Origin of the sequence: Woronichinia naegeliana WA131 (assembly GCA_025370055.1) — a bacterium.
Taxonomy (GTDB): Bacteria; Cyanobacteriota; Cyanobacteriia; order Cyanobacteriales; family Microcystaceae; genus Woronichinia; species Woronichinia naegeliana.
Genome location: CP073041.1, coordinates 1,195,335 through 1,220,502, shown reverse-complemented (window position 1 = coordinate 1,220,502; position 25,168 = coordinate 1,195,335). Strand labels below are relative to the sequence as shown.

Sequence of the window (25,168 nt, the reverse complement as noted above, 5' to 3'; positions counted from 1 at the left end):
ATCAGGTTTTAGATAAATAGTTACGGGTTAACTTTATCTTTAAGGGTTATCCTTTATCTTTATCTTTGAGGGTCATAGCGTACTTAATGATTTTTATGAGAGTATCAATATTATTTTGGATTATTGTCTCCCCCTTCTGCACTTGTTCTTTATGGAACTGAATTAAGGATTGATGAGAAGATTCAGATTCATTAATAAATTCTCTACCATAAACATTAACAATATCGCCATCAACTAGGCTGATTTTAGTATATAAAACCTTACCTGGGTCACCAATCTGGCTTGCTTTTATACTGGCTTTTGTGTCTCTGAGATTAGTGCTATTCGGTTCCTCTATGACCGTTACAACCTCTAAATTGGTAACTCTATCCATAGCTTCGGAAAAAGCAGTAAGAAAATCACCCGCCTTAAGATGTTTTTGCAGTGTTGATGGGTTATCTGTCGGAGGGGAATCTTGGTTATCTAATGTCGGCATAACTTTTCTTGAGAGTGATGGTCTTTCTACAAGATACAGGTAATTCAAGAATACGAAAATTAATTTTTGTAAATGCTCTCTCAGGTATCTATCTTGACCAAAATATTTGCTGAGAGTTCTACTCAGGTTAACGACACCCTTCAACGGTAACTTGATAACCTTTGCCCAAAGAAACTAAGTCACCGACAAAAACATTGACCTGATAGGGTTGTTGTTGACTACGAGGAAATCCGGTAATCACGAGAGGTTTATTGGCAGTGAGACTGGGTTTTTGATCATAGAAATTATCTGCTGTATTGTCACTATACTTTAAATACGTCCGAATAGAATATTCCCCGTTACTGGTTGGCAGGAGGATCACTTTATAGTTTTTATACTTAGCATTAGATTCAACGATAAAGTCTGTATTCCAATCATTATTTAAACCAATGGGGCCAAAAAGGGGAATTGAGGGCTGACTGACGGTTTTTCTAACGGTGGTATTATTGCCCCCCACTGGCATCAAGGCTTGACAGGTTTCGGCCTGAACCGGCAAGGAGTTTCCTAAACAAAAACTAGCAGCTATCAAAGAGACTGTTGCAGAAAAAAGCTCATTGCGATTCATATTTAAAGCTCCTTGATGATAAGAATTTATTTTTTTAAGATTAGCATAGTTACTTACCAGGATAAAACAGTTGGATTGAGCCAACGCAGAATTTCCTGACTGAGTTTCTGAAGATCCTGAGAGAGGGAATCTTTGAGCCATTGGCCGATCGCATCCCAGGGGGTGAAAACAGATCCCGCCTGCCATTGCAGTTCTTGGCCAAGAGGAGTAAGGTGATTGCCTGGCAATGTCCGAAACGCAATCAAATTGGCAAAGCGATCGCCGAGGATGGGGTGTAATATTAAGGTTTGATCAATCGTGTCATTGCTAAATTTAATTAATAAATTCCGTCGCACCGCATAACTTTGGCTAATTAAGTCCGTTGTTTCGGCCGGTGTGGGACTAAATTCAAGGTTAAAATCCAAACTTATATCCGATTTAAAATCAAATTGGGCCTGTAGTGATTTAAAGACTTTATCTAATTCTAGTTGAGATAATTGTTCGACTAAGGGAATGGCTTGTTTAACAGGATAATTATTAAAAGAAATCAGAATATTGCCGGCTCTTTCCACACTATAGAGACTGCCAATTAATAAATGGAGTTTACAGCCCATACTATGACCTAAGCCATAAATAGGAATATATCCCGTTGAAAGTACGCCCCGATTCTGCAATCTTTCGACAATATTTTCAAAGCGATTTAACACACCACGAGCGATCGCCGTATGGTCAAGGGTATTTAAAAAAGGGGTTGCAATGATGCCATAACCCTGTTTCGCTAATTCCCCCAAGAGCCAACGATAGGTAACATGGGGAGCCGTTCCCACAAAAGCCCCCCCTAAAAAATGAATCAGGGCGATCGGTTGGGGCGGGATTAATACCCAACTACCCGATAGTTCTTGCCATTCCATAGAAAATTAGTCCTTTGCTTAACATCATGTTACACTTCCTCTATTCTAAAATCGACTCCCAAGCATTTAATCCCTGCACTCCGATTAACTTGAGCTAAAATCGAGCAGTGCGTGTGAGGATTAATAAACTATTATGTTCTATCAATCTAGTATTAATTCGTCCCAACTGAATCTCAATTTTTGGGTCAGACTGTTATCTCGCCTCGGAGGAGCAGCGATCTTTTTTACCCTCTTTTCGGTGCTATCAGCCCAGGCAATGGACTTGCGCGTTGCCATTCGTAAGGCTGTTAGTTCTGTTAAGGTGGGTAGTTCTACTCCCGCGCTGGTCAAGGATGGGGGAGGAAAAACCTTGGGAAGCTTAGGTGAATTAGTCCCGGCGATCGCTGGAACCAATGGTCGAGGTGTTAGCCTCAATGGTTGGACAGCTTCTCAAATTATCATTGAACCGAGTGGGGATGGGGTTGTCTGGATCGGCGATCGCTGGTATCGAGGAAGAACTCGGCTACTTCGTCAAGGTTCGGGAGTAACCGCCGTTAATCAGGTCAATTTAGAACAATATTTATATAGTGTTGTCGGTTCGGAAGCAGTTCCCGCTTGGCCCCTGGAAGCCTTAAAATCCCAGGCTGTGGCGGCTCGTACCTTTGCGATCTATAAAAGTACGGCTGAAAGTAATCGGTATTATGACCTTGATACAACTACTGCCACCCAAGTCTATAAGGGCATGGAAAATGAGTATGTGAGCACCGTTGAAGCGGTGAATGCCACCCAGGGGCAGGTGATGACCTATAACGGCAAAGTTATTCTCGCGGCTTTTCATGCCTCTTCCGGTGGCCACACGGAAAATGTGGAGGATGTCTGGACTTCTCCGCTACCCTATCTCAGGGCGGTGGTGGACTATGATCAAAGCGCGCCGGTGTTCCAGTGGAATAAAGGTTTTAGTGTCGGGGAAATGAGTAGTTTGCTTGGCGGTGTAGGAACCGTTCGGGCCATGATTCCTGAACAAACGACTCCCTTGGGACGAATCGTCACCATGCGAGTGGTGGGCAGTAGGGGAACAAAGAATATCAGGGGAACTAAAATGAGAGAAGTCCTAAAGCTCAAGAGTACCTTGTTTACGGTCTCTGAAAGTGGTGGCAGCTTTATTATTGAAGGTCGCGGTTCAGGGCATGGGCTAGGACTCAGTCAGTGGGGAGCCTATGGGTTAGCCCAACAGGGAACACCCTATACCCAAATATTGGCCCACTATTATCAAAATGCCAATCTTACCCAATTAGACCGTTAATTCTCGTCGGCAAAAGAAAATGTTAAATTGAAGGAGAAAATCCAGTAGAAAGGAGAACGTATGCGTGCAGTGTTGATGGCTGGAGGGTCTGGAACGCGATTACGTCCTCTTACCTGCGATTTACCCAAACCGATGGTTCCGATTCTCAACCGACCCATTGCCGAACATATCATTAACCTGCTCAAACGCCATAATATTACCGAAATTATTGCGACCCTCCATTATTTGCCTGATGCACTCCGAGATTATTTTCAGGACGGTAGCGGTTTTGGCGTACAAATGAATTATGCCGTTGAAGATGAACAACCTTTAGGAACCGCCGGTTGCGTTAAAAATATTGAGGAACTGCTAGATGATACTTTTTTGGTAATCAGTGGCGATAGTATTACCGATTTTGATCTGTCGGCGGCGATCGCCTTTCATCGAGATAAAGGATCGAGAGCAACTTTAATTTTGACTAGAGTTCCCAATCCCATGGAATTTGGAGTTGTCATTACGGACGAAAACCAAAAAATTAGCCGTTTTCTCGAAAAACCTTCCACCAGTGAAATATTTTCAGATACTGTCAATACGGGAACCTATATCCTAGAGCCAGAAGTGCTGGAATATTTACCCGCCAACGAAGAAAGTGACTTCTCAAAAGATCTGTTTCCCCTACTCCTAGAAAGGCAAGAACCGATGTATGGCTATATCGCCGAAGGTTATTGGTGTGACGTTGGCCATTTAGATGCCTATCGACAGGCCCAATATGATGCCTTAGACGGCAAAGTGAATCTGGATTTCGACCATACTCAACAGTCTCCGGGAATTTGGGTGGGAGAGAATACCTATATTGATCCCACTGCCCTTCTTAAACCGCCAGTTCTAATTGGCAATGATTGTCGCATTGGGCCAGGAGCCGTCTTAGAAGCAGGAACCGTTCTAGGAGATAACGTCACCATTGGAGTGGGAGCCGATCTGAAACGGGCCATTGTTTGGAATGGAGCCATGATTGGTGATGAAGCTTTTCTAGCGGCCTGTGTAATTGGTCGTGGCAGTCGAGTAGAACGCCGTACTCAAATCCTAGAGGGGGCAGTGATTGGCCCTATGTCTATTATCGGAGAAGAGGCCCAAATCAGTGCCAACGTTAAAGTCTGGCCCAGTAAGCGAGTGGAATCCGGGGCCATTTTGAACATTAATTTGATTTGGGGAAATACGGCCCACCGCAATCTCTTTGGTCAACGGGGGGTGTCAGGCATTGTCAATATTGACATGACTCCAGAATTTGCGGTGAAATTGGGGGCTGCCTACGGATCTTCCCTGAAACAGGGCGCGGAAATTATGGTCTCCCGTGATCAGCGCAATGTCTCTCGCATGGTCACTCGCTCTTTGATTGCCGGTCTAATGTCGGTCGGTATTAATATTCAAAACTTGGAAGCAACGGCTATTCCCATTGCCCGCACCATGATTCCCAAGCTAAAAGTTGTCGGTGGTATTCATGTTCGGGTTCATCCTGATCGCCCCGAATATCTATTGATTGAGTTTTTGGACAACCAGGGCATCAATATTTCCAAAGCCACAGAAAAGAAAATTGAAGGAGCTTATTTCAAAGAGGATTTACGGCGGGTCAGTATTCCCGATATTGGGGAAATGTCCTATCCGGCTCAGGTATTGGAAACCTATCGTAATACCTTTGAAACCTTACTAGAAGTGGATGTTTTAAGCAGCAGTGGCTCGAAGATTGTAATTGATTACGTCTATGGCGTATCAGGAGCAATTTTACCGCTTCTTTTAACCAAATTCGGCTGCGATGCGGTGGTTTTAAATGCCAGCCTACGACAAACCGCCGTTACCAATGAGGAGCGAGAAACCCTTCTCCATCAATTAGGACAGGTGGTAGAGGCCTTAAAAGCCAGTCTAGGGGTACAAGTTTCTGCTAATGGAGAACAGTTAATTTTGGTGGATGAGTCAGGGTTGCCGATTCGTGGCGAATTACTAACAGCCTTGATGGTCAATATGATTCTGACGGCCTATCCCAAGGGGACGGTGGTGGTGCCAGTACAAGCTTCCAGTGCGGTAGAACAGTTAGCCCGTCGTCATAATGGTAAGGTAATTCGGACAAAGGCCAATCCGACGGCTTTAATGGCGGCTTCCCAAGCCAATAATCATGTCGTTTTAGGAGGAAGTGGCGAAATGGGTTTTATTTTCCCTCGGCTGCATCCTGGCTTTGATGCCATGTTCAGTATTGCCAAGGTGGTAGAAATGTTGACTTTCCAAGGGCGATCCCTGGCTCAAGTTCGTTCCGAATTACCCAGGGTCTATCACAAATCCTGTACGATTCGTTGTCCCTGGAAAATAAAAGGAGCTTTAATGCGGCATTTGGTAGAAATCCACCGCCATCAACATTTAGAATTAATCGATGGGGTTAAAATTATCCATCCGAACAATGATAATTGGGTTTTAATTTTACCGGATGCAGGAGAGCCACTCGTTCATATTTATGCCAATAGCGAAGATCGTAATTGGGTAGATGACCATTTAAAAGCCTATCGTCTAGATGTGCAAAAATTTATTGACCAGGTTCAAGGAGATGAGATCAGTTTTTTATAAATAATTAAGTTAATATCAACTGAAATGTTTATACTGCATTCCAATTCTTTCATCATTTTCCTTTGATTTTAGTGAGTTAGGAGACTCCTTTGACATGAACACTTGTATTTTAATGGCGACGATTATTCGCAATCCTGAGTTACGTTATACCCAGGAAAACCAAACCCCGATCGCCCAAATGTTAGTCGAGTTTCCAGGTAGCCGACCGGAAGATCCCCCTCATACCTTAAAAGTTGTTGCCTGGGGGAATTTAGGGACAGAAATTCAACAAACCTATTCAGAGGGCGATCGCCTGATTCTAGAAGGGCGTTTGAGTATGCAAATGGTGGATCGTCCCGAAGGCTTTAAGGAAAAACGGGCAGAATTGATTGTTTCCAGGGTTCATCCCCTAGAAAAATCGGCAGAGGGAAATCGTCAGGCAGCTAATCCGATCGTTATGCTCAAGAGTCATACCGGCGAGAAAAAAGTGATTGATTTAGACAGCTACAAGTCGGCTGCCAAGACCGAATCTGCGCCGAAGAGAGAGGAGTTAACTCGTCCGATCAGCCCTGCCCCCGTACTCAGTGACACCGATCTGGATGACATACCCTTCTAGATTCAGCCTGTTAGCTGGTGGAACAGAAAATGATCTCCCTTTTGTTTTGGGGATTAACTGAAATACACTATAGGGATATGTAAATTTTTGTAACTAAATCTGCCGGGTTTGGCTCGCCGATGATCTCAAGTACCTCCCTGTTCGCTCCCGTTGACCCTGAGTTACGTCTCTTGACGGATAATCTTAAGCGGCTTATTAGTGCCCGTCATCCTATTTTGGGAGCGGCGGCGGAACATCTGTTCGAGGCGGGGGGCAAACGTATTCGTCCGGCGATCGTCTTATTAGTTTCCTATGCCACCTTATTGAAGGAGGAGCTTACCCCACGTCATCAACGGCTAGCCGAAATTACCGAGATGATTCATACAGCCAGTCTTGTCCATGATGACGTGGTGGATGAGGCAGCCCTCCGGCGTAATGTGCCAACCGTTAATAGTCTTTTTGATAACCGCATTGCAGTACTAGCAGGCGATTTTCTCTTTGCCCAATCCTCTTGGTATTTAGCAAATCTGGAAAACTTAGAGGTGGTCAAATTGTTGTCGGAGGTGATCCGTGACTTTGCCGAGGGGGAAATTTTACAAAGTATTAATCGTTTTGATACCGATCTGTCATTAGATGCCTATCTAGATAAAAGCTATTATAAAACAGCTTCTCTGATTGCCAATAGTGCTAAGGCCGCTGGGGTTTTGAGTGAGGTTTCCTCAGAGATGGCCGATTCGCTCTATCATTACGGTCGAGATTTAGGATTAGCGTTTCAGATTGTCGATGATATTTTAGACTTTACAACGTCCACAGAAATTTTAGGCAAACCGGCCGGTTCCGATCTCATTAGTGGCAATATTACGGCTCCGGCTCTCTATGCGATGGAGGAAAAACCCTATTTAAACACCTTAATCGAGCGAGAATTTAGTGAAGTTGGAGATATTGAGATGGCCTTAAATTTGGTTAAAGATAGTGACGGCATTTGGCGATCGCGGGAGTTAGCAGCGTACCATGCTAAATTGGCTGGCAAGCAATTGGATTGTCTCAAACCCTCGGCAGCTAAAGCTTCCTTACTAGCGTTAACGGATTATGTTTTGAGTAGATTGTATTAAATTGTATTAATTGGCAACAAGTCCCCCTTTACAAACATTTGTGCTCAACAAGGGAGCAAATCGGGGTGTCCTCTCTATGATAAAATTGGCTTTGGTTGTTGACCCACATAGCATGACGCATCATCAGTGTCACCGGTTCTGTTCGGATTGGAACCTCCAATCTGATTGGGTTTGCTTACAGCAACAAATGCACTAGGGAGCAGTAATCCCCGCCCTGTTTCCTCCTTGTACTGTAGCAGCTACAGGGTTTTTAGCGGTTAAATCTATTTCTAATGAATCAAGACATTTTTGAGACAGTAAAAGCTCTCGTCATCGAAAACCTCGAAATTGAGGATCCGGATAAAGTAGTCCCAGAGGCAAGTTTCGCTAATGATCTGGGAGCCGATTCCCTGGATACCGTTGAGCTTGTTATGGCTCTAGAAGAAGCATTTGATATTGAAATTCCTGACGAAGTTGCTGAACAAATTGATACAGTTGGCAAAGCAGTCGATCATATCGCCGAAGCCACTGGCGCAGCCACTAAATAAAGCGACCTCACTTTATACCCGACTCACATCTTAAAGTAACCTTCTTTCCTATCTGCATTCTGGGTTAGCAAGCCCCAATACGAACGAGGATCATGACAAATTTAGTAAAAAAACGAGTTGTTGTCACTGGTTTGGGAGCAATTACTCCTATCGGCAACACCTTAGAAGACTATTGGCAAGGGTTGTTGAAGGGAGTTAATGGTATTGGGCCGATTACACGCTTTGATGCCAGTAATCAGGCTTGTCGTTTTGGTGGGGAAGTCAAGGATTTTGACCCTCTTCAATACTTAGATCGCAAAGAAGCGAAACGGATGGATCGTTTTTCTCAATTTGCGGTTTGTGCTAGCCAACAAGCCCTTGCCGATGCCAAGCTCATTATTAATGACCTCAATGCAGATGAGATCGGGGTACTGATTGGTACTGGAATTGGTGGTTTAAAGGTATTGGAAGATCAACAGACGATTTTTCTGGACAAGGGGCCCAGCCGTTGTAGTCCTTTTATGATTCCGATGATGATCGCTAATATGGCTTCGGGTTTGACGGCGATCAACCTGGGGGCGAAGGGGCCGAACAACTGTACGGTGACTGCTTGTGCAGCCGGTTCCAATGCGATTGGGGATGCGTTTCGTTTGATTCAAGATGGCTATGCCAAGGCGATGATTTGTGGTGGTACAGAAGCAGCCATTACGCCCCTGGGATTTGCGGGATTTGCATCGGCTAAAGCTCTCTCGTTTCGCAATGATGATCCGACCCATGCTAGTCGTCCCTTTGATAAAGACCGTGATGGTTTTGTGATGGGAGAAGGATCGGGGATTTTATTCCTAGAAGAACTGGATTCTGCCCTAGCTCGTGGAGCGAGAATTTATGCGGAAATCGTGGGTTATGCCATGACCTGTGATGCTTATCATATTACGGCTCCGGTTCCTGATGGTCGGGGAGCAACCAGGGCGATCGCCTTGGCTCTCAAGGATGCAGGTTTAAGTCCTGAAGCGGTCAGTTATATTAATGCTCACGGGACGAGTACGCCTGCTAATGATGTAACAGAAACCAGGGCCATTAAAAAGGCTTTAGGAAGTCATGCCTATGATTTGGTGGTCAGTTCCACAAAGTCGATGACGGGCCATTTATTGGGTGGTTCAGGCGGGATCGAAGCAGTGGCCACGGTGATGGCGATCGCCGAAGATAAAGTTCCACCCACGATTAACCTGGAAAATCCCGATCCTGAATGTGATCTAGACTATGTTCCCCATCAAAGCCGTGCCTTAACCGTCAATGTAGCTCTATCTAACTCCTTTGGGTTTGGCGGCCATAACGTCACCTTAGCCTTTAAGAAATATGCTTAAGTCAAGCCGAAGCATGGGAAGATGGTTTCAACTTTGCCCTTCCCTATCGGTTTAAGCTAACTGTTGTTTTGATTTTATTCTCCAAAACCGTTTAAACATTATGGTCGTTGCTGCTCAATCCCTAGATACTCTTTCTATTAATTCTATCCGTTTTTTAGCCGTTGATGCGGTGCAAAAAGCGAATTCTGGACACCCTGGCTTACCGATGGGTGCGGCTCCGATGGCCTATGTGCTGTTCAATCAGTTCATGCGCTTTAACCCTAAAAACCCCAAATGGTTTAACCGCGATCGCTTTATTTTATCGGCAGGTCATGGTTCCATGTTGCAGTACGCACTGCTCTATTTAATGGGTTATGATAGCGTCTCTATTGAAGATATTAAACAATTTCGTCAATGGGGTTCTAAAACCCCCGGCCACCCCGAAAATTTTGAAACCCCTGGGGTAGAAGTTACCACTGGCCCCCTGGGTCAAGGGATTGCCAACGCAGTTGGTTTCGCGCTTGCTGAAGCTCATTTAGCGGCAACCTTTAACAAAGCCGATGCCCAAATTGTTGACCATTACACCTACGTCATTTTGGGTGATGGTTGCAACATGGAAGGGATTTCGGGAGAAGCGGCTTCGATCGCCGGTCACTGGGGATTAGGTAAATTAATTGCCCTTTATGATGATAACCATATTTCCATTGACGGTTCCACCGATGTAGCTTTTACCGAAGATGTCAGTCAGCGTTTTGAGTCCTACGGTTGGCACGTTCTTCATGTTAAGGATGGCAATACGGATTTAGCAGCGATCGCCCAGGCAATTGAAGAGGCCAAGGCTGTCACCGACAAACCCACTATGATCAAGGTTACAACCACCATCGGTTTTGGTTCTCCTAAAAAAGCAGGGACGGCTGGCGTTCACGGTGCGGCTCTAGGACTAGATGAAGTGGAAGCCACTCGTAAAAATCTGGGTTGGGATTACGAACCCTTTGTCGTTCCCCAGGAAGTTTTGGATCATACTCACAAAGCCATTGAACGGGGAGCCAGCTATGACGCTGAATGGCAACAAGCCTTTGCTCAGTACAAAACCAAGTATCCCACCGAAGCAGCAACCTTGGAGCGTTATTTGAGTGGTGGTTTACCCGACGGTTGGGAAAGTGTTTTAACCACCTATACCCCTGAAGACAAAGCTCTACCCACCCGTAAATATTCTGAGATTTGCCTCAATCAGTTGGCCACTGTTTTACCGGAATTAATTGGTGGTTCGGCTGATTTAACTCACTCTAACCTGACAGAAATTAAGATTTCGGGCGACTTCCAAAAAGGTCAATACCAAAACCGCAATGTTCACTTTGGGGTACGGGAACACGCAATGGGAGCCATTTGCAATGGTATCGCACTCCATGCTTCCGGCTTAATTCCCTACGGTGCAACTTTCTTAATTTTCACCGACTATATGCGGGCGGCGATTCGTTTATCGGCTCTGTCGGAAGCGGGTGTGATTTGGGTGATGACCCACGATTCTATCGGTCAAGGGGAAGATGGCCCCACTCACCAACCGATTGAAACCATTGCTTCTTTACGGGCCATTCCTAACCTCACTGTTATTCGTCCTGCGGATGGTACCGAAACCTCTGGGGCTTATAAAGTGGCGATCGAGAATGCTAAAGCCAACAAACCGACGCTTTTAGCCTTCACCCGTCAAAACGTACCTAATTTAGCGGGAGCCTCCATCGAAGGTGTGACCAAGGGAGCCTATACCCTAGTGGATGCTGAGGGAACGCCTGATTTAATCTTAGTTGGTACAGGTTCGGAAGTTAGTCTCTGTGTCGCGGCGGCTGAAAAATTAGCTGGTGAAGGTAAAAAAGTCCGTGTGGTTTCTATGCCTTCCTGGGAATTGTTTGAAGCTCAAGACGCTGCCTATAAAGAATCGGTTTTTCCTAAAGCTGTCACCAAACGTTTATCTGTTGAAGCGGGTTGCAGTATGGGTTGGCACAAGTATGTGGGGACTGAAGGCGATACGGTCAGCATTGATCGGTTTGGTGCTTCGGCTCCTGGGGGAACCTGTATGGAGAAATTTGGTTTTAGTGCTGATAATGTTCTGGCTAAAGCTAAAGCCTTATTAAGCTAATTGAATGTGCGTTGATAATTTTTAAGCTTGGTAAGCTCTCTAGAAATAGGGAGCTTTTTTGGCAATTTAGATTGACTTGTATTATTTTCGCTTTTTCCTTAGCCACCATACAGGAGTATGTCAAGGGATTTACTTTTGGACTGAAACTAAAGAAGCAGCGATTGAGCTTGTTAAGCATTTGCCTAAGAGCATTTATTGGAAAGCGATCGCGGTTTTTCTTTATCCGTAAGAGGCGATCGCTTTTTTAATGGATAATGGACAATTAACAATGGATAATTATCAACTATTCACTATCAACTATTCACTGAACGGCGATCACTGTTTTCTTTTTACAAAGTAAGGGGCGATCGCTGAAAATGTTAAAATTTATCCATGTTTGACAACGCCTGCAAATTCCTAGCCGAAAACTTTTCCGAAGATTATGCGACTTGGTTGCTTGGTCGTCCTGTTCAATTGACCAAACTGAGTCCAACAGAATTATCTTTAGAACCGATTCGCGCTGATTCCCTAATATTGGAACAATCGGAAGACCTAGTATTACACCTAGAATTTCAGACCGAACCTGATGAAACAATGGGTTTTCGGATGTTAGATTATCGAGTCAGGGTTTATCGTCGTTTTCCGCTTAAAACCATGCACCAAGTGGTTATTTATCTGAAACGAACTAAATCGGCCTTGGTTTATCAAGATAGCTTTCAACTAGGAGCAACAACTCATCATTATCGAGTCATTCGTCTTTGGGAACAGTCTTCTGATTTATTTCTAACAAGTCCAGGTTTATTGCCCCTAGCGATATTAACCCAATGTGAGGAGCCAACAACACGGTTACGAGAGGTTGCGAAGGGATTGGATAAAATAGAAAAGCAAGGGGTGAGGGCTAATCTCATGGCTGCAACGGCAGTATTCGCAGGATTAGTGATGGAACCTGAAATGATTAAAACGATTTTAAGGAGTGACATTATGAAAGAATCAGCTTTCTATCAGGAAATTCTTCAGGAAGGTCTTCAGGAAGGTCTTCAGGAAGGTCTTCAGAAAGGTCTTCAGAAAGGTCGTCAAGAAGGTCGTCAGGAAGGTCTTCTTGAGGGCAAACTTGAAACAATCCCTCTACTTAAAAAATTAGGGTTATCGATCGCGGAAATTGCTGAGGAATTAGATATTGATGTTGCTTTAGTCAATCAGTTTGTAGCTAATCAGAACAATTAAAAATTTAGATAATCATTTATCGGCGATCGCGGTTTTTCTTTATCCGTAAGGTGGCGATCGCTTTTTTCTGGTTAAGAAAGGAAGGGGCGATCGCTGTTTGTCTTTATCAGTAAAAGGTGATCGCGGTTTATCTTCACGGTAAGAGGACGATCGCTGTTTTTCTTCACAGTAAGGGGCGATCGCGTTTTTTGAATGGATAATGGACAATTAACAATGGATAATTATCAACTATTCACTATCAACTATTCACTGAACGGCGATCGCTGTTTGTCTTTATCGGTAAGGGACGATCGCTTTTTTTCTTCACTGTAAGGGGCGATCGCTGTTTGTCTTTATCGGTAAAAGGTGATCGCTTTTTATTTTTATCGATAAGGGGTGATCGCTTTTTTGTCTTCACAGTAAGGGACGATCGCATTTTATCTGTATCGTTAAGGGGCGATCGCTTTTTATCATCGGGTAAGGGGCGATCGCTTTTTTCTGTATCGGTAAGGGACGATCGCTTTTTTTGTCTTCACCGTAAGGGGCGATCGCTTTTCTTCTTAATAAGGAAGGGGCGATCGCTTTTCTTCTTAATAAGGGAAGGGGCGATCACATTCTACTGTATCGGTAAGGGGCGATCGCTGTTTATATTTATCGGTAATAGGCGATCGCTGTTTATCTATATCGGTAAGGGGGCGATCGCTGTTTATATTTATCGGTAAGGGGGTGATCGCTTTTTTGGGGTTGAGATGTAATCGGGATCACCGTTGGGTGGTGTTGATGATCACAGGTTTATAAAGTTTTGTAAAAAGACTAGTATTTTTGATTTAGGTATAGATACAATGAAGGCAGCAATATTTGAGTAGGGTGAGTCTGTCATGGTTAGTTCTGTATTAGCGACGGGTTTGACGACGGTTTATCGACAATTGACGGCTTTCGCGGGATTAGAGAGTTTTTGGACGAATTTTGACTCGATTTTTGGAACGGCATACAATATCGCGGTGGCGCAGTCGCTACGTTCCCAGTGGCAAAACGGGAATTTTAGTCAGTTGCCAACTATCGAGGTGATTGACGATGAGATTTTGGGCAAGGCACGGGGAGCCTATGGTAGCAGTACGAATAGCATTTATTTGTCGGATCAGTTTGTGGCCACGGCCAGTCAATCGGCTTTAGAGGCAGTAATCTTAGAGGAGATTGGGCATTTTGTGGATGCTCAGGTTAATCAAACCGATACAGCAGGGGATGAGGGGGAGTTGTTTTCGGCGATCGTGCGGGGGGTGAGTGGATCGGAGTTGGGTCGGATGAAGGGGGAAAATGACCAGGCGGCGATCGTGGTTAATGGGCTGGCGGTGGCGGTGGAGCAGTCTATTACTCAGGTGGGGGTGTGGGATCGGTTGAGTTACGCCCTGGCAGTGGCGGTGGTGGGCAACTATGCCTATGCGGTGGGAGATACCCTAGAGATTATAGATATTAGTAATCCCAGTAACCCTGTTTTTAAAGGTAATTATGATATTTCAGATGGCCATGATATACAAATAGTTGGAAATTATGCCTATGTCGCGGATGGTGATTCGGGGCTAAAAATTATCAACATCAGTAATCCCGCTGCCCCCAGCCTCAGTGGAACCTATGACACTACTGACTGGGCTAATGGAGTACAAATAGTTGGAAATTATGCCTATGTCGCGGATGTGTATTCGGGGCTGCAAATCATCAACATCAGTAATCCCGCCGCCCCCAGCCTCAGTGGAACCTATAACACCACTGGCTACGCTAGGGGGGTACAGGTGGTGGGAAATTATGCCTATGTTGCGGATTGGGATTCAGGGCTGCAAATCATCAACATCAGTAACCCCGACGCCCCCAGTCTCGCTGGAACCTATGACACTACAGGCTACGCTTTGGGGGTACAGGTAGTGGGCAATTATGCCTATGTCGCTGATGGTGGTTCGGGGCTGCAAATCATCAACATCAGTAACCCCACCGCCCCCACTCTCACTGGAACCTATGACACTACAGGCGGCGCTGTTGGGGTACAAGTAGTGGGCAACTATGCCTATGTTGCGGATTGGGATTCAGGGCTGCAAATCATCAACATCAGTAACCCCGACGCCCCCAGTCTCGCTGGAACCTATGACACTACAGGCTACGCTTTGGGGGTACAGGTAGTGGGCAATTATGCCTATGTCGCTGATGGTGGTTCGGGGCTGCAAATCATCAACATCAGTAATCCCGCCGCCCCCAGCCTCAGTGGAACTTATAACACCACTGGCATCGCTTATGGGTTACAGGTGGTAGAAAATTATGTCTATGTCGCGGATAATTCTTCAGGGCTGCAAATCATCAACATCAGTAACCCCGCCGCTCCCAGTCTAAGTGGAACCTATGACACTACTGACTACGCTTATGGAGTACAAGTAGTGGGCAACTATGCCTATGTTGCGGATTGGGATTCAGGGCTGCAAATCATCAACATCAGTAACCCCACCGCCCCCACTCTCACTGGAACCTATGACACTACAGGCGGCGCTTATGGGGTACAAGTAGTGGGCAACTATGCCTATGTTGCGGATTGGGATTCAGGGCTGCAAATCATCAACATCAGTAACCCCGACGCCCCCAGTCTCGCTGGAACCTATGACACTACAGGCTACGCTTTGGGGGTACAGGTAGTGGGCAATTATGCCTATGTCGCCGATTATTATTCAGGGTTGCAAATAATCAACATCAGTAATCCCGCCGCCCCCACTCTCACTGGTTCCCATTACACTACAGGCGGGGCTGTTGGGGTAGAGGTGGTGGGAAATTATGCCTATGTCGCTGAGAATACTGGCGGGTTGCAAATAATCAACATCAGTAATCCCGCCGCCCCCAGCCTCATTGGTTCCTATTACACTACAGGCGGGGCTGTTGGGGTAGAGGTGGTGGGAAATTATGCCTATGTTGCGGATCTTGATTCAGGGCTGCAAATCATCAACATCAGTAACCCCGCCGCCCCCACTCTCACTGGAACCTATGACACCACTGGCTACGCTCAGGGGGTACAGGTAGTGGGCAACTATGCCTATGTCGCGGATAATGATGGCGGTTTAAAAATCCTCAATGTCAGCAACTTCACGGGTGCAGCCACAAGCCTCAGTCTCGCCGCCACCAATGCCATCCAACCCGAAGGCAACTCAGGCAGCACAGCCTTCACCTTTACTGTCACCCGCACCGGCGAAACCACCAACACCGATACCGTCCAATGGGCAGTCACCGGCACCGGCACCAACCCCGCTAATGCAGCAGACTTTGGGGGCGGCGTTTTACCCTCTGGACTCGTCACTTTTGGAACCCACATCACCTCCCAGGTCATTAGCGTTCCCGTCAGTGGCGATACCACCTTTGAACCCGACGAAACCTTTAGCCTCACCCTGACCAACCCCAGCAACGGCACAACCATCACCACTGCCACCGCTACAGGCACTATCCAAAACGACAATGATTCTCCGACTCTCGCCATCAATGACATCACCGTTATCGAAGGTAAAGATGCCAGTGCTTTCCTAACCGTTAGCCTCAGTAATCCCATCAGCCAAACTGTCAGCGTTAACTATACCACCACCGCCATTAACGCTACCGCCGGCAGTGACTATACTACCACGAGTGGAACCCTAACTCTAGCCCCAAATAGTACTTTCGTTACAATTAGCATTCCCATCCTCAACGACAACATTAACGAAAGCTCTGAAGCCTTTACTGTCAACCTTTCTAACCCTGTTAACGCTAAATTGAGTACCAATACTAATGATAATATCGGAGAAGTAACCATTAGCGATACTTGGTATAGTGAACTAACCAGTACCCTGCCCAATGGAGTCGAAAACCTGACTCTGATTGGAGTCAATGCCATCAATGGTACAGGCAATAGCGGTAACAATATCCTCACCGGCAACAGTGCCAGCAATACCCTCAATGGCAGTACTGGAGTAGATACTCTGATTGGTGGTTTTGGGAACGACATTTATCAAGTTGATAGCACAACCGATATCATTACCGAAAATGCTGGTGAAGGAATTGACACCATTCAATCCTCTGTCACCTATACAATCGCTTCTCTAGCCAACATCGAAAACCTGACCTTAACGGGTTCTAGCGTTATTAATGGTACGGGTAATGCTGCTAATAACATCCTCATCGGCAATAGTGCCAATAACACTCTCAATGGCAGCGATGGTAACGATACCCTCAATGGCGGTGCAGGCAATGATAGCCTGATTGGCGGTAATGGCAACGATTTTGCCGACTATTACAGTTCCACTGCCAGCGTTACAGTCAATTTAGTAACGGGAATCGCCAGCGATGGTTTAGGAGGAACCGATACCCTCTCCCAAATTGAAAATGTCCAAGGCTCCAATACCGCAGGCGATAATCTCACTGGGGATGCCAATAATAATACGCTCTATGGCTATGGCGGTAATGACACCCTCAACGGTGGTGATGGCAATGACCTCTTAATTGGTGGGACAGGTAACGATAGCCTCATTGGTGGCAATGGAACCGATATTGCCTACTATTACTTGGTGACGGGAGCAGTAACGGCTAACCTGGCCACAGGAATCGCTAGTGATGGCGAAGGGGGAACCGATACCCTTTCCCAAATTGAAAATATCCAAGGCTCCAATACCGCAGGCGATAACCTCACTGGTAATACGGGTGTTAATGTTCTTTACGGTTATGGCGGTGCAGATATCCTGACCGGGGGCGGCGGCAATGATCTTCTCTCTCTCGGTAGTGATACGTTTAAAGATACAGTTAACTATGCCAGTGGTGATGGTGTTGATACGGTTTACAACTTTGTGCGTGGAGCAAGTGGAGATCTGCTCAAATTCACGGGCATAACCGCGATTGATGTCCAGGTTTCTGGCACGAATACCCTATTTAAAGTGGGTGATGGCATCTCAGGTAATACTGGCTTTGGTTCAGGAACGTTACTGTTAACCACCAGTGCCACGTCTGGCTTTGTTGCTACTGATGTCAATGTCAATCTCTTAGGGACAACCTTTGCTTTTAGTTAACTCAAAATAAGGGGGCGATCGCTTTTTTAATGGATAATGGACAATTAACAATGGATAAATAGGGCTTGCTGAAAAAAGCTGAAACCTTTACGGAGAAAAATAGTAGGCGAATTAAGAACCGCTAGAATGCACGAAAATAGGGTAGAATGCCTCAAAACCATTGCATTAAGAAGAGAGAAAGCAGATGTACCGAAAGCAACAGTACTCAATTGAAACACCAGAAAACTTGAAAAATCTGTTCGGCGGGCAGTTAGACGAAGAAAATCGTTGGATAGAAATGTCAAAAATGATTCTTTGGGAAGAATATGAGGAAGAATATGCAAAAAACTTCACAGAAAAAAAAGGAGCCCCAGCCAAATCATTTAGAATGGCATTAGGAGCATTAATTATCAAAGAAATTTCAGGAAAAAGTGACAGAGAAACAGTAGAACAAATAAAAGAGAACCCTTATTTACAGTACTTTATAGGAATGGAAAGCTATAGTAGCAAAGAAGCATTTAATGCGTCAATGATGGTTCATTTTCGTAAAAAAATAGGAATGGAATTAATAAATAAAATTAATAAAGAAATAGAAAAAAAAGCGACGGGTGTAGCGTCAGAAAAAAAAGAAAATGAAGGAAAGTTATTGTTAGATGCGACTTGTACACCAGCAGATATAAAATATCCAACGGATATAGGAATATTGAATGATGCCAGAGAAAAAACAGAAAAAATAATAGATAAGCTGTATGAAGAAATAAAAGAGAAAAGGAAAGAAAAGCCGAGGACTTATAGGGAAGTGGCAAGAAAAGAGTACTTAGCCATAGCAAAAAAACGTCGTGTGTCAAAAAAAGAAAGAAGAAAAGGAACAAAAAAACAACTAGGATATATAAAAAGAAACTTGTCTGATATAGAAAAAATGATAGAAGAGGGAGCAAAGTTAGAAAAACTAACGAAAAAAGAGCAAGAAGAGCTTGTAACGATAGGAAAAGTGTATGAGCAACAGTTAGAAATGTATGAAAAAAAGACAAATAAAGTAGAAAACAGAATTGTGAGTGTAAGCCAACCTCACGTGCGTCCAATAGTGCGTGGAAAAGCGGGAAAAGCAGTAGAGTTTGGAGCTAAAATATCGGCAAGTAATGTGAATGGCTTTGTCTTCTTAGACAAATTAAGTTGGGATAATTACAACGAATCGGGAGATTTACAAGCGCGAATAGAAGAATATAAAAGGGAAACAGGATGTTATCCGGAATCGGTTCATGTGGATAAAATCTATCGAACAAAAGCGAATCGAGCTTATTGTAAAGAAAGGGATATAAGAATGAGTGGTCCCCGATTGGGAAGACCGCCGAAAGAGGTGAGCAAAGAAAAAAAGAAAGAGGCACGCTCAGATGAAAGAGTGCGTAATGCCATTGAGGGTAAATTCGGACAGGGAAAGAGGAAATTTAGTCTTGGTCGAGTGATGGCCAAACTACCTGAGACCTCGGAAACGGTAATTGCGATGAACTTTTTGGTAATGAATCTTTCTACTCTACTTCAGAAGACAAAAAGTAAAAAGTTGTAGAGTCGTTTTTCTTGTGAAAAATGGTGTTAATTTTCCTCTCTTTTGTGAGGAGTGATTTGTGTTGACCTTTTTAGACAGAAAGGAACAATAGATTAAACAAAATCTGTATTTTGATTTGTTTCCATAAGGATAAGTTATCTATGCTTTTTCAGTCCATACTTCCCTAACCCACATTTCTTTCGTTTTTTGACTTTTTCAGCAAGCCCTAAATAGGGCTTGCTGAAAAAAGCTGAAACCTTTACGGAGAAAAATAGTAGGCGAATTAAGAACCGCTAGAATGCACGAAAATAGGGTAGAATGCCTCAAAACCATTGCATTAAGAAGAGAGAAAGCAGATGTACCGAAAGCAACAGTACTCAATTGAAACACCAGAAAACTTGAAAAATCTGTTCGGCGGGCAGTTAGACGAAGAAAATCGTTGGATAGAAATGTCAAAAATGATTCCCTGGGAAGAATATGAGGAAGAATATGCAAAAAACTTCACAGAAAAAAAAGGAGCCCCAGCCAAATCATTTAGAATGGCATTAGGACTGGACAGTGGGAAGTTCTCGAGGCGTGTAAGTGGGGTGTGACCTTTAGTTGATGAAGGAAAAGAAAAGTGTTAACATGGGATGAAAAGTGACAAAGAGGAAACAATGATGACAGCAAAACTAATTAATGTAGAGGGTTCAAAGATAAAAATAGAACTAACATTAGAACTCAGTCGTTCAATGTTGGATACAGAAATAAATATTCAAAAAGGCTTAAACGAAGTAGGTTGCATCGCCAGCAAAGAAGCCTTGAAATATTTAGATACAGATGGTTCACCCTTAAAAATCGGTGAAGAAATCTGGAAGAGTAAGGGAGAGCAACCGAAAGAATATCAAACACCTTATGGTGAGGTTATAGTGAATCGTCATGTATATCAGCGTTCACCTTTGAGGAAAAACGTATTGCCCCTTAGAAAGAGAAGCAAGGATAATCATAACATCAACGCCATTATTGGCAAAACAGGTATCCTCAAAAATGTCAGGGATGGCAGGCAAAGAGGTGAAAAATGATTTATTAGAAAATCATGGTAGAAAAGTAGCGCTATCCTATATCCAAAGATTGAGTGAAGCAGTAGGAAGTGTGGTACAGGCAAAAGAAGAAGCGTGGAGTTATGCCCCGCCCAAGGAGGATAGCCAAATTGCAACAGTGGGAATAGGATTAGATGGAACCTGTATGCTGATGTGTGAGGATGGCTACCGTGAAGCAATGGTGGGAACCGTTTCCCTATACGATAGTGAAGGCGAACGTCAACATACAATCTATCTAGGTGCGGCACCAGAGTATGGAAAAAAGAGTTTTCTAGAAAGATTAGAAAGAGAAATTGAGCGAGCGAAAAACCGTTATCCAGAGGCAACATTGGTCGGGATAGCAGACGGGGCAGAATCAAATTGGAAGTTTTTAGAAAAGCAAACGGAAGAACAGATATTAGATTTCTATCATGCCTCTGGTTACTTAGGTGCCTTGGCAGAAGCGTTGCATCCGAATACCGTGTCAAAACAAAAAGAATGGTTGACTGAAAATTGTCGAGAACTCAAGCATGAAAAAGGAAAAGCAGGAGAACTGCTAAATCTGATGAAAGAAGTCAAAGAAGAAAAAAGTCATTCTAAGAATCTTACCGAGAAACTACAAGCAGCGATTACTTATTACGAGAATCATCAGCATCAAATGGATTATGCTGAATACATAGAGAAAAAGTATCCGATTGGTTCAGGTGTTACGGAAGCAGCTTGTAAGACGTTGGTCAAACAACGATTATGTTGTTCAGGGATGCGATGGAAGGAAAAAGGAGCAGGAATTATTTTGAGCCTACGAGCTTTGGTATTGACCAAGGAACGATGGAGTCAATTTTGGGCAAAACTTGATCAATATGGGTTCCCTGTAGAACCCTGATTACAACAGCTTTTATCAACTAAAGGTCGCACCCTGTAAGTGGAGAAAAGAAAATCGGACATCCGATACAAAAGAGTGCCGTTATGTCCGAAACTGGCTGATATAAGAAAATCGATAGCCAGTGCTATCTATCAATTATGCAACTATGTCAGCGACTAGAGCAAATCCTCAATAATCTCCGTCCAGCCTTTAGCCGAGAAGCAACGTTCCAATGGTTTATCCTGTTAGTCTGGGGAGTAGTGCTCAACAGCCAACCCAGCGCAATAACTAGCTATGTCAATGCCATTGGCTGAACAGAGAGCTACTACAATCAGGCTCTACATTGGTTTGATTCCAAGGCGTTTAGGGTCGAAGGACTAACTTTACAATGGTCAAAGTGGCTAAGTCAGCATGAAAGTCTATACAGAATTAAAGGGAAACGGGTGTATGTGGGTGATGGCATCAAAGTGGGGAAAGAAGGACGCAAGATGCCAGGTGTAAAACGACTACACCAAGAATCGGAAGATGTGTCCAAGCCAGAGTGGATAAGGGGTCATTACTTCAATGCCTTGAGTATTTTGGTGGGAGTAGGGAAAGCCTGCTTTGCCTTGCCCTTAGTGTTGCGGCTAGACGATGGCATCAAGTCCAAAGCAACCGAGAAGGGGGAGGGAAAAGGCAAAAAAAAGGTGAAGACGAGCCTGGTGACAAAAATGGCTGACCTTTGTGTTACTTACGCAGAGGCAGGGAGTTATGTAATTTTGGATGCTTATTTTGCTTGCGAACCAGTGCTCAAAAGTTTTCGCCAGAACGCCTTGCATCTAATCACAAGAGTGCGTTGCTCCACCGTCGCCTATGCCCCCTTTTGTTCCGTGCCGACGCTGACGGGGAGAGGACGACCACGGATTTGGGGGAGTTCGATAAAACTAGAAAAGCTGTTCGCTCTGGCGGCGGACTTTCCGACAGCTAAAGTCTGGCTCTATGGTCAACAAGTCACGGTTTCTTATCAGTGCTTTGAGTTCCACTGGGATAGTCCCCATCAGCTCGTCAAGTTTGTTCTGACCCAATTGCCTAACGGACGACGACTGATTCTGCTTTCTACTGATCTCTGTTTGACTGGACCTGAGATTATTGCCGCTTACGGTCTCCGATTTAAGATTGAAGTCACTTTTCGTCAATTAGTCCATCTTTTGGGCAGCTTTGCCTATCGTTTTTGGCTTAAGAGTCTTCCTACTTTACCTACCTGGCCCAGCAATCTTATCCTCAGTGACTATCCACAAGCTGTTCAGACTCAGATTTTAAACAAGGTAGAAGCCTTTGAGCGTTTTGTTAACCTTAATGCCATTGCTTTAGGGCTACTTCAAATTCTCGCCTTAGAGTTACCCCAGGGGATTTGGGCTAATTTTCCTCGATGGTTTCGGACATTACCATCCCATGGCTACCCTAGTGAACGGATTGCTCAACTAGCCCTTCAACATCAAGCCCAAATGATTTTTCCTCAAAGTCCACCCAGTCTGCTTTTGCCTAAATTCCTTACCGCTAAACTTGCCTCTTCCTCAAGCCCTGATATGCTTACTTTCGTCGCATAGTCATTACCTTATCTGGCATCCATAAACTTCCCACTGTCCAGATTAGGAGCATTAATTATCAAAGAAATTTCAGGAAAAAGTGACAGAGAAACAGTAGAACAAATAAAAGAGAACCCTTATTTACAGTACTTTATAGGAATGGAAAGCTATAGTAGCAAAGAAGCATTTAATGCGTCAATGATGGTTCATTTTCGTAAAAAAATAGGAATGGAATTAATAAATAAAATTAATAAAGAAATAGAAAAAAAAGCGACGGGTGTAGCGTCAGAAAAAAAAGAAAATGAAGGAAAGTTATTGTTAGATGCGACTTGTACACCAGCAGATATAAAATATCCAACGGATATAGGAATATTGAATGATGCCAGAGAAAAAACAGAAAAAATAATAGATAAGCTGTATGAAGAAATAAAAGAGAAAAGGAAAGAAAAGCCGAGGACTTATAGGGAAGTGGCAAGAAAAGAGTACTTAGCCATAGCAAAAAAACGTCGTGTGTCAAAAAAAGAAAGAAGAAAAGGAACAAAAAAACAACTAGGATATATAAAAAGAAACTTGTCTCATATAGAAAAAATGATAGAAGAGGGAGCAAAGTTAGAAAAACTAACGAAAAAAGAGCAAGAAGAGCTTGTAACGATAGGAAAAGTGTATGAGCAACAGTTAGAAATGTATGAAAAAAAGACAAATAAAGTAGAAAACAGAATTGTGAGTGTAAGCCAACCTCACGTGCGTCCAATAGTGCGTGGAAAAGCGGGAAAAGCAGTAGAGTTTGGAGCTAAAATATCGGCAAGTAATGTGAATGGCTTTGTCTTCTTAGACAAATTAAGTTGGGATAATTACAACGAATCGGGAGATTTACAAGCGCGAATAGAAGAATATAAAAGGGAAACAGGATGTTATCCGGAATCGGTTCATGTGGATAAAATCTATCGAACAAAAGCGAATCGAGCTTATTGTAAAGAAAGGGATATAAGAATGAGTGGTCCCCGATTGGGAAGACCGCCGAAAGAGGTGAGCAAAGAAAAAAAGAAAGAGGCACGCTCAGATGAAAGAGTGCGTAATGCCATTGAGGGTAAATTCGGACAGGGAAAGAGGAAATTTAGTCTTGGTCGAGTGATGGCCAAACTACCTGAGACCTCGGAAACAGTAATTGCGATGAACTTTTTGGTAATGAATCTTTCTACTCTACTTCAGAAGACAAAAAGTAAAAAGTTGTAGAGTCGTTTTTCTTGTGAAAAATGGTGTTAATTTTCCTCTCTTTTGTGAGGAGTGATTTGTGTTGACCTTTTTAGACAGAAAGGAACAATAGATTAAACAAAATCTGTATTTTGATTTGTTTCCATAAGGATAAGTTATCTATGCTTTTTCAGTCCATACTTCCCTAACCCACATTTCTTTCGTTTTTTGACTTTTTCAGCAAGCCCTAATTATCAACTATTCACTATCAACTATTCACTATCAACTATTCACTGAACGGCGATCGCGTTTTTCCTAATGAGTAAGGGGCGATCTCAGAAATGTTAAAATTCGTCCATGTTTGATAACGCCTGCAAATTTCTAGCCGAAAACTTTTCTGAAGATTATGCTACTTGGTTGCTCGGTCGTCCCGTCACATTGACGAAACTGAGTCCAACGGAATTATCTTTAGAACCGATTCGCGCTGATTCCCTAATATTGGAACAATCGGAAGACCTAGTATTACACCTAGAATTTCAGACTGAACCTGATGAAACAATGGGTTTTCGGATGTTAGATTATCGAGTCAGGGTTTATCGTCGTTTTCCGCTTAAAACCATGCACCAAGTGGTTATTTATCTGAAACGAACTAAATCGGCCTTGGTTTATCAAGATAGCTTTCAACTAGGAGCAACAACTCATCATTATCGAGTCATTCGTCTTTGGGAACAGTCTTCTGATTTATTTCTAACAAGTCCAGGTTTATTGCCCCTAGCGATATTAACCCAATGTGAGGAGCCAACAACACGGTTACGAGAGGTTGCGAAGGGATTGGATAAAATAGAAAAGCAAGGGGTGAGGGCTAATCTCATGGCTGCAACGGCAGTATTCGCAGGATTAGTGATGGAACCTGAAATGATTAAAACGATTTTAAGGAGTGACATTATGAAAGAATCAGCTTTCTATCAGGAAATTCTTCAGGAAGGTCTTCAGGAAGGTCTTCAGAAAGGTCTTCAGAAAGGTCGTCAGGAAGGTCGTCAGGAAGGTCGTCAGGAAGGTCGTCAGGAAGGTCGTCAGGAAGGTCTTCTTGAGGGCAAACTTGAGACGATTCCCCTACTGACAAAATTAGGGTTATCGATCGCGGAAATTGCTGAGGAATTAGATATTGATGTTGCTTTGGTCAATCAGTTTGTGGCTAATCAGAACAATTAAAAATTTAGAT

16 protein-coding genes and 5 pseudogenes are annotated in these 25,168 nt (G+C 43.8%); 16 read left to right on the top strand and 5 right to left on the bottom strand.

The annotated features are described in order from the left end of the window. Nucleotides 1–46 precede the first annotated feature (46 nt). The 3 genes from KA717_06385 to KA717_06375 form a co-directional block, all read right to left on the bottom strand. The gene (locus KA717_06385; protein UXE62408.1) at nt 47–475 is read right to left on the bottom strand and encodes a hypothetical protein; all 429 of its coding nucleotides are present in this window, start codon (nt 473–475) and stop codon (nt 47–49) included. Between the two features lie 127 nt (nt 476–602). Next, a complete protein-coding gene (locus tag KA717_06380; protein UXE62407.1) occupies nt 603–1,163 on the bottom strand; it encodes a hypothetical protein in 561 nt (186 codons plus the stop codon). Beyond that, nucleotides 1,133–1,969, bottom strand: a complete 837-nt coding sequence (locus KA717_06375) for a DUF1350 family protein (protein UXE62406.1) — start codon at nt 1,967–1,969, stop codon at nt 1,133–1,135. Before KA717_06375 ends, KA717_06380 begins: the two co-directional genes overlap by 31 nt. A gap of 133 nt (nt 1,970–2,102) precedes the next feature. Between KA717_06375 and KA717_06370 the strand changes: the two genes are divergently transcribed. The 8 genes and pseudogenes from KA717_06370 (at nt 2,103) to KA717_06335 (ending at nt 12,712) form a co-directional block, all read left to right on the top strand. After that, on the top strand, nt 2,103–3,251 hold the full coding sequence (locus tag KA717_06370) for a SpoIID/LytB domain-containing protein (GenBank protein ID UXE62405.1): 1,149 nt from the start codon (nt 2,103–2,105) through the stop codon (nt 3,249–3,251). A gap of 60 nt (nt 3,252–3,311) precedes the next feature. Beyond that, the gene (locus KA717_06365; protein UXE62404.1) at nt 3,312–5,840 is read left to right on the top strand and encodes a mannose-1-phosphate guanyltransferase; all 2,529 of its coding nucleotides are present in this window, start codon (nt 3,312–3,314) and stop codon (nt 5,838–5,840) included. A gap of 94 nt (nt 5,841–5,934) precedes the next feature. Next, nucleotides 5,935–6,222: pseudogene (locus KA717_06360) on the top strand (single-stranded DNA-binding protein). Between the two features lie 332 nt (nt 6,223–6,554). Further along, on the top strand, nt 6,555–7,526 hold the full coding sequence (sds, locus tag KA717_06355) for a solanesyl diphosphate synthase (GenBank protein UXE62403.1): 972 nt from the start codon (nt 6,555–6,557) through the stop codon (nt 7,524–7,526). Nucleotides 7,527–7,798: 272 nt separating this feature from the next. Continuing rightward, nucleotides 7,799–8,053 carry an acyl carrier protein gene (locus KA717_06350; GenBank protein UXE62402.1) on the top strand — a complete coding sequence of 85 codons (255 nt, stop codon included), beginning with the start codon at nt 7,799–7,801 and terminating at the stop codon, nt 8,051–8,053. A 92-nt stretch (nt 8,054–8,145) separates the two neighbouring features. Further along, nucleotides 8,146–9,396 carry a beta-ketoacyl-ACP synthase II gene (gene fabF, locus KA717_06345; GenBank protein ID UXE62401.1) on the top strand — a complete coding sequence of 417 codons (1,251 nt, stop codon included), beginning with the start codon at nt 8,146–8,148 and terminating at the stop codon, nt 9,394–9,396. A 100-nt stretch (nt 9,397–9,496) separates the two neighbouring features. Beyond that, nucleotides 9,497–11,509, top strand: a complete 2,013-nt coding sequence (tkt, locus tag KA717_06340) for a transketolase (GenBank protein UXE62400.1) — start codon at nt 9,497–9,499, stop codon at nt 11,507–11,509. A gap of 372 nt (nt 11,510–11,881) precedes the next feature. Next, entirely contained in the window at nt 11,882–12,712 is an 831-nt protein-coding gene (locus KA717_06335; protein UXE62399.1) for an Rpn family recombination-promoting nuclease/putative transposase, read from the top strand. Between the two features lie 39 nt (nt 12,713–12,751). On the opposite strand, the gene KA717_06330 is transcribed toward KA717_06335, so the two are convergent. Both KA717_06330 and KA717_06325 read right to left on the bottom strand, forming a co-directional pair. After that, entirely contained in the window at nt 12,752–12,919 is a 168-nt protein-coding gene (locus tag KA717_06330; GenBank protein UXE62398.1) for a hypothetical protein, read from the bottom strand. A 31-nt stretch (nt 12,920–12,950) separates the two neighbouring features. Beyond that, the gene (locus tag KA717_06325; GenBank protein UXE62397.1) at nt 12,951–13,127 is read right to left on the bottom strand and encodes a hypothetical protein; all 177 of its coding nucleotides are present in this window, start codon (nt 13,125–13,127) and stop codon (nt 12,951–12,953) included. 442 nt (nt 13,128–13,569) lie between these two features. On the opposite strand from KA717_06325, the gene KA717_06320 reads away from it, so the two are divergent. From KA717_06320 to KA717_06285, 8 genes and pseudogenes are all read left to right on the top strand, one after another. Next, nucleotides 13,570–17,748: a hypothetical protein gene (locus KA717_06320; protein UXE62396.1), complete on the top strand. Its 4,179-nt coding sequence runs from the start codon at nt 13,570–13,572 to the stop codon at nt 17,746–17,748. Nucleotides 17,749–17,932: 184 nt separating this feature from the next. After that, nucleotides 17,933–19,270 (top strand): annotated as a pseudogene (locus KA717_06315) (IS5 family transposase). Between the two features lie 356 nt (nt 19,271–19,626). Then, a pseudogene (locus KA717_06310) lies at nt 19,627–19,821 on the top strand (IS5/IS1182 family transposase). A gap of 108 nt (nt 19,822–19,929) precedes the next feature. Then, nucleotides 19,930–21,211, top strand: a pseudogene (locus KA717_06305) (ISKra4 family transposase). Between the two features lie 137 nt (nt 21,212–21,348). Continuing rightward, complete coding sequence (locus tag KA717_06300; protein ID UXE62395.1) at nt 21,349–21,504, top strand: hypothetical protein; 156 nt, start codon at nt 21,349–21,351, stop codon at nt 21,502–21,504. Between the two features lie 129 nt (nt 21,505–21,633). Then, nucleotides 21,634–22,776 (top strand): transposase, encoded by a 1,143-nt coding sequence (locus tag KA717_06295; protein ID UXE62394.1) that lies wholly within the window; start codon nt 21,634–21,636, stop codon nt 22,774–22,776. Between the two features lie 42 nt (nt 22,777–22,818). Next, nucleotides 22,819–23,967 (top strand): annotated as a pseudogene (locus tag KA717_06290) (IS5 family transposase). Between the two features lie 336 nt (nt 23,968–24,303). Beyond that, on the top strand, nt 24,304–25,158 hold the full coding sequence (locus tag KA717_06285; protein ID UXE62393.1) for an Rpn family recombination-promoting nuclease/putative transposase: 855 nt from the start codon (nt 24,304–24,306) through the stop codon (nt 25,156–25,158). Nucleotides 25,159–25,168 lie beyond the last annotated feature (10 nt).

What these genes read in the sequence shown, in the direction of transcription:
- KA717_06385 (UXE62408.1), bottom strand. Translation starts at nt 475, where the DNA reads ATGCCGACATTAGATAACCAAGATTCCCCTCCGACAGATAACCCATCA.
- KA717_06375 (UXE62406.1), bottom strand. Translation starts at nt 1,969, where the DNA reads ATGGAATGGCAAGAACTATCGGGTAGTTGGGTATTAATCCCGCCCCAA.
- KA717_06370 (UXE62405.1), top strand. Translation starts at nt 2,103, where the DNA reads ATGTTCTATCAATCTAGTATTAATTCGTCCCAACTGAATCTCAATTTT.
- KA717_06365 (UXE62404.1), top strand. Translation starts at nt 3,312, where the DNA reads ATGCGTGCAGTGTTGATGGCTGGAGGGTCTGGAACGCGATTACGTCCT.
- sds (UXE62403.1), top strand. Translation starts at nt 6,555, where the DNA reads ATGATCTCAAGTACCTCCCTGTTCGCTCCCGTTGACCCTGAGTTACGT.
- KA717_06350 (UXE62402.1), top strand. Translation starts at nt 7,799, where the DNA reads ATGAATCAAGACATTTTTGAGACAGTAAAAGCTCTCGTCATCGAAAAC.
- fabF (UXE62401.1), top strand. Translation starts at nt 8,146, where the DNA reads ATGACAAATTTAGTAAAAAAACGAGTTGTTGTCACTGGTTTGGGAGCA.
- tkt (UXE62400.1), top strand. Translation starts at nt 9,497, where the DNA reads ATGGTCGTTGCTGCTCAATCCCTAGATACTCTTTCTATTAATTCTATC.
- KA717_06335 (UXE62399.1), top strand. Translation starts at nt 11,882, where the DNA reads ATGTTTGACAACGCCTGCAAATTCCTAGCCGAAAACTTTTCCGAAGAT.
- KA717_06325 (UXE62397.1), bottom strand. Translation starts at nt 13,127, where the DNA reads ATGCGATCGTCCCTTACTGTGAAGACAAAAAAGCGATCACCCCTTATC.
- KA717_06320 (UXE62396.1), top strand. Translation starts at nt 13,570, where the DNA reads ATGGTTAGTTCTGTATTAGCGACGGGTTTGACGACGGTTTATCGACAA.
- KA717_06300 (UXE62395.1), top strand. Translation starts at nt 21,349, where the DNA reads ATGCAACTATGTCAGCGACTAGAGCAAATCCTCAATAATCTCCGTCCA.
- KA717_06285 (UXE62393.1), top strand. Translation starts at nt 24,304, where the DNA reads ATGTTTGATAACGCCTGCAAATTTCTAGCCGAAAACTTTTCTGAAGAT.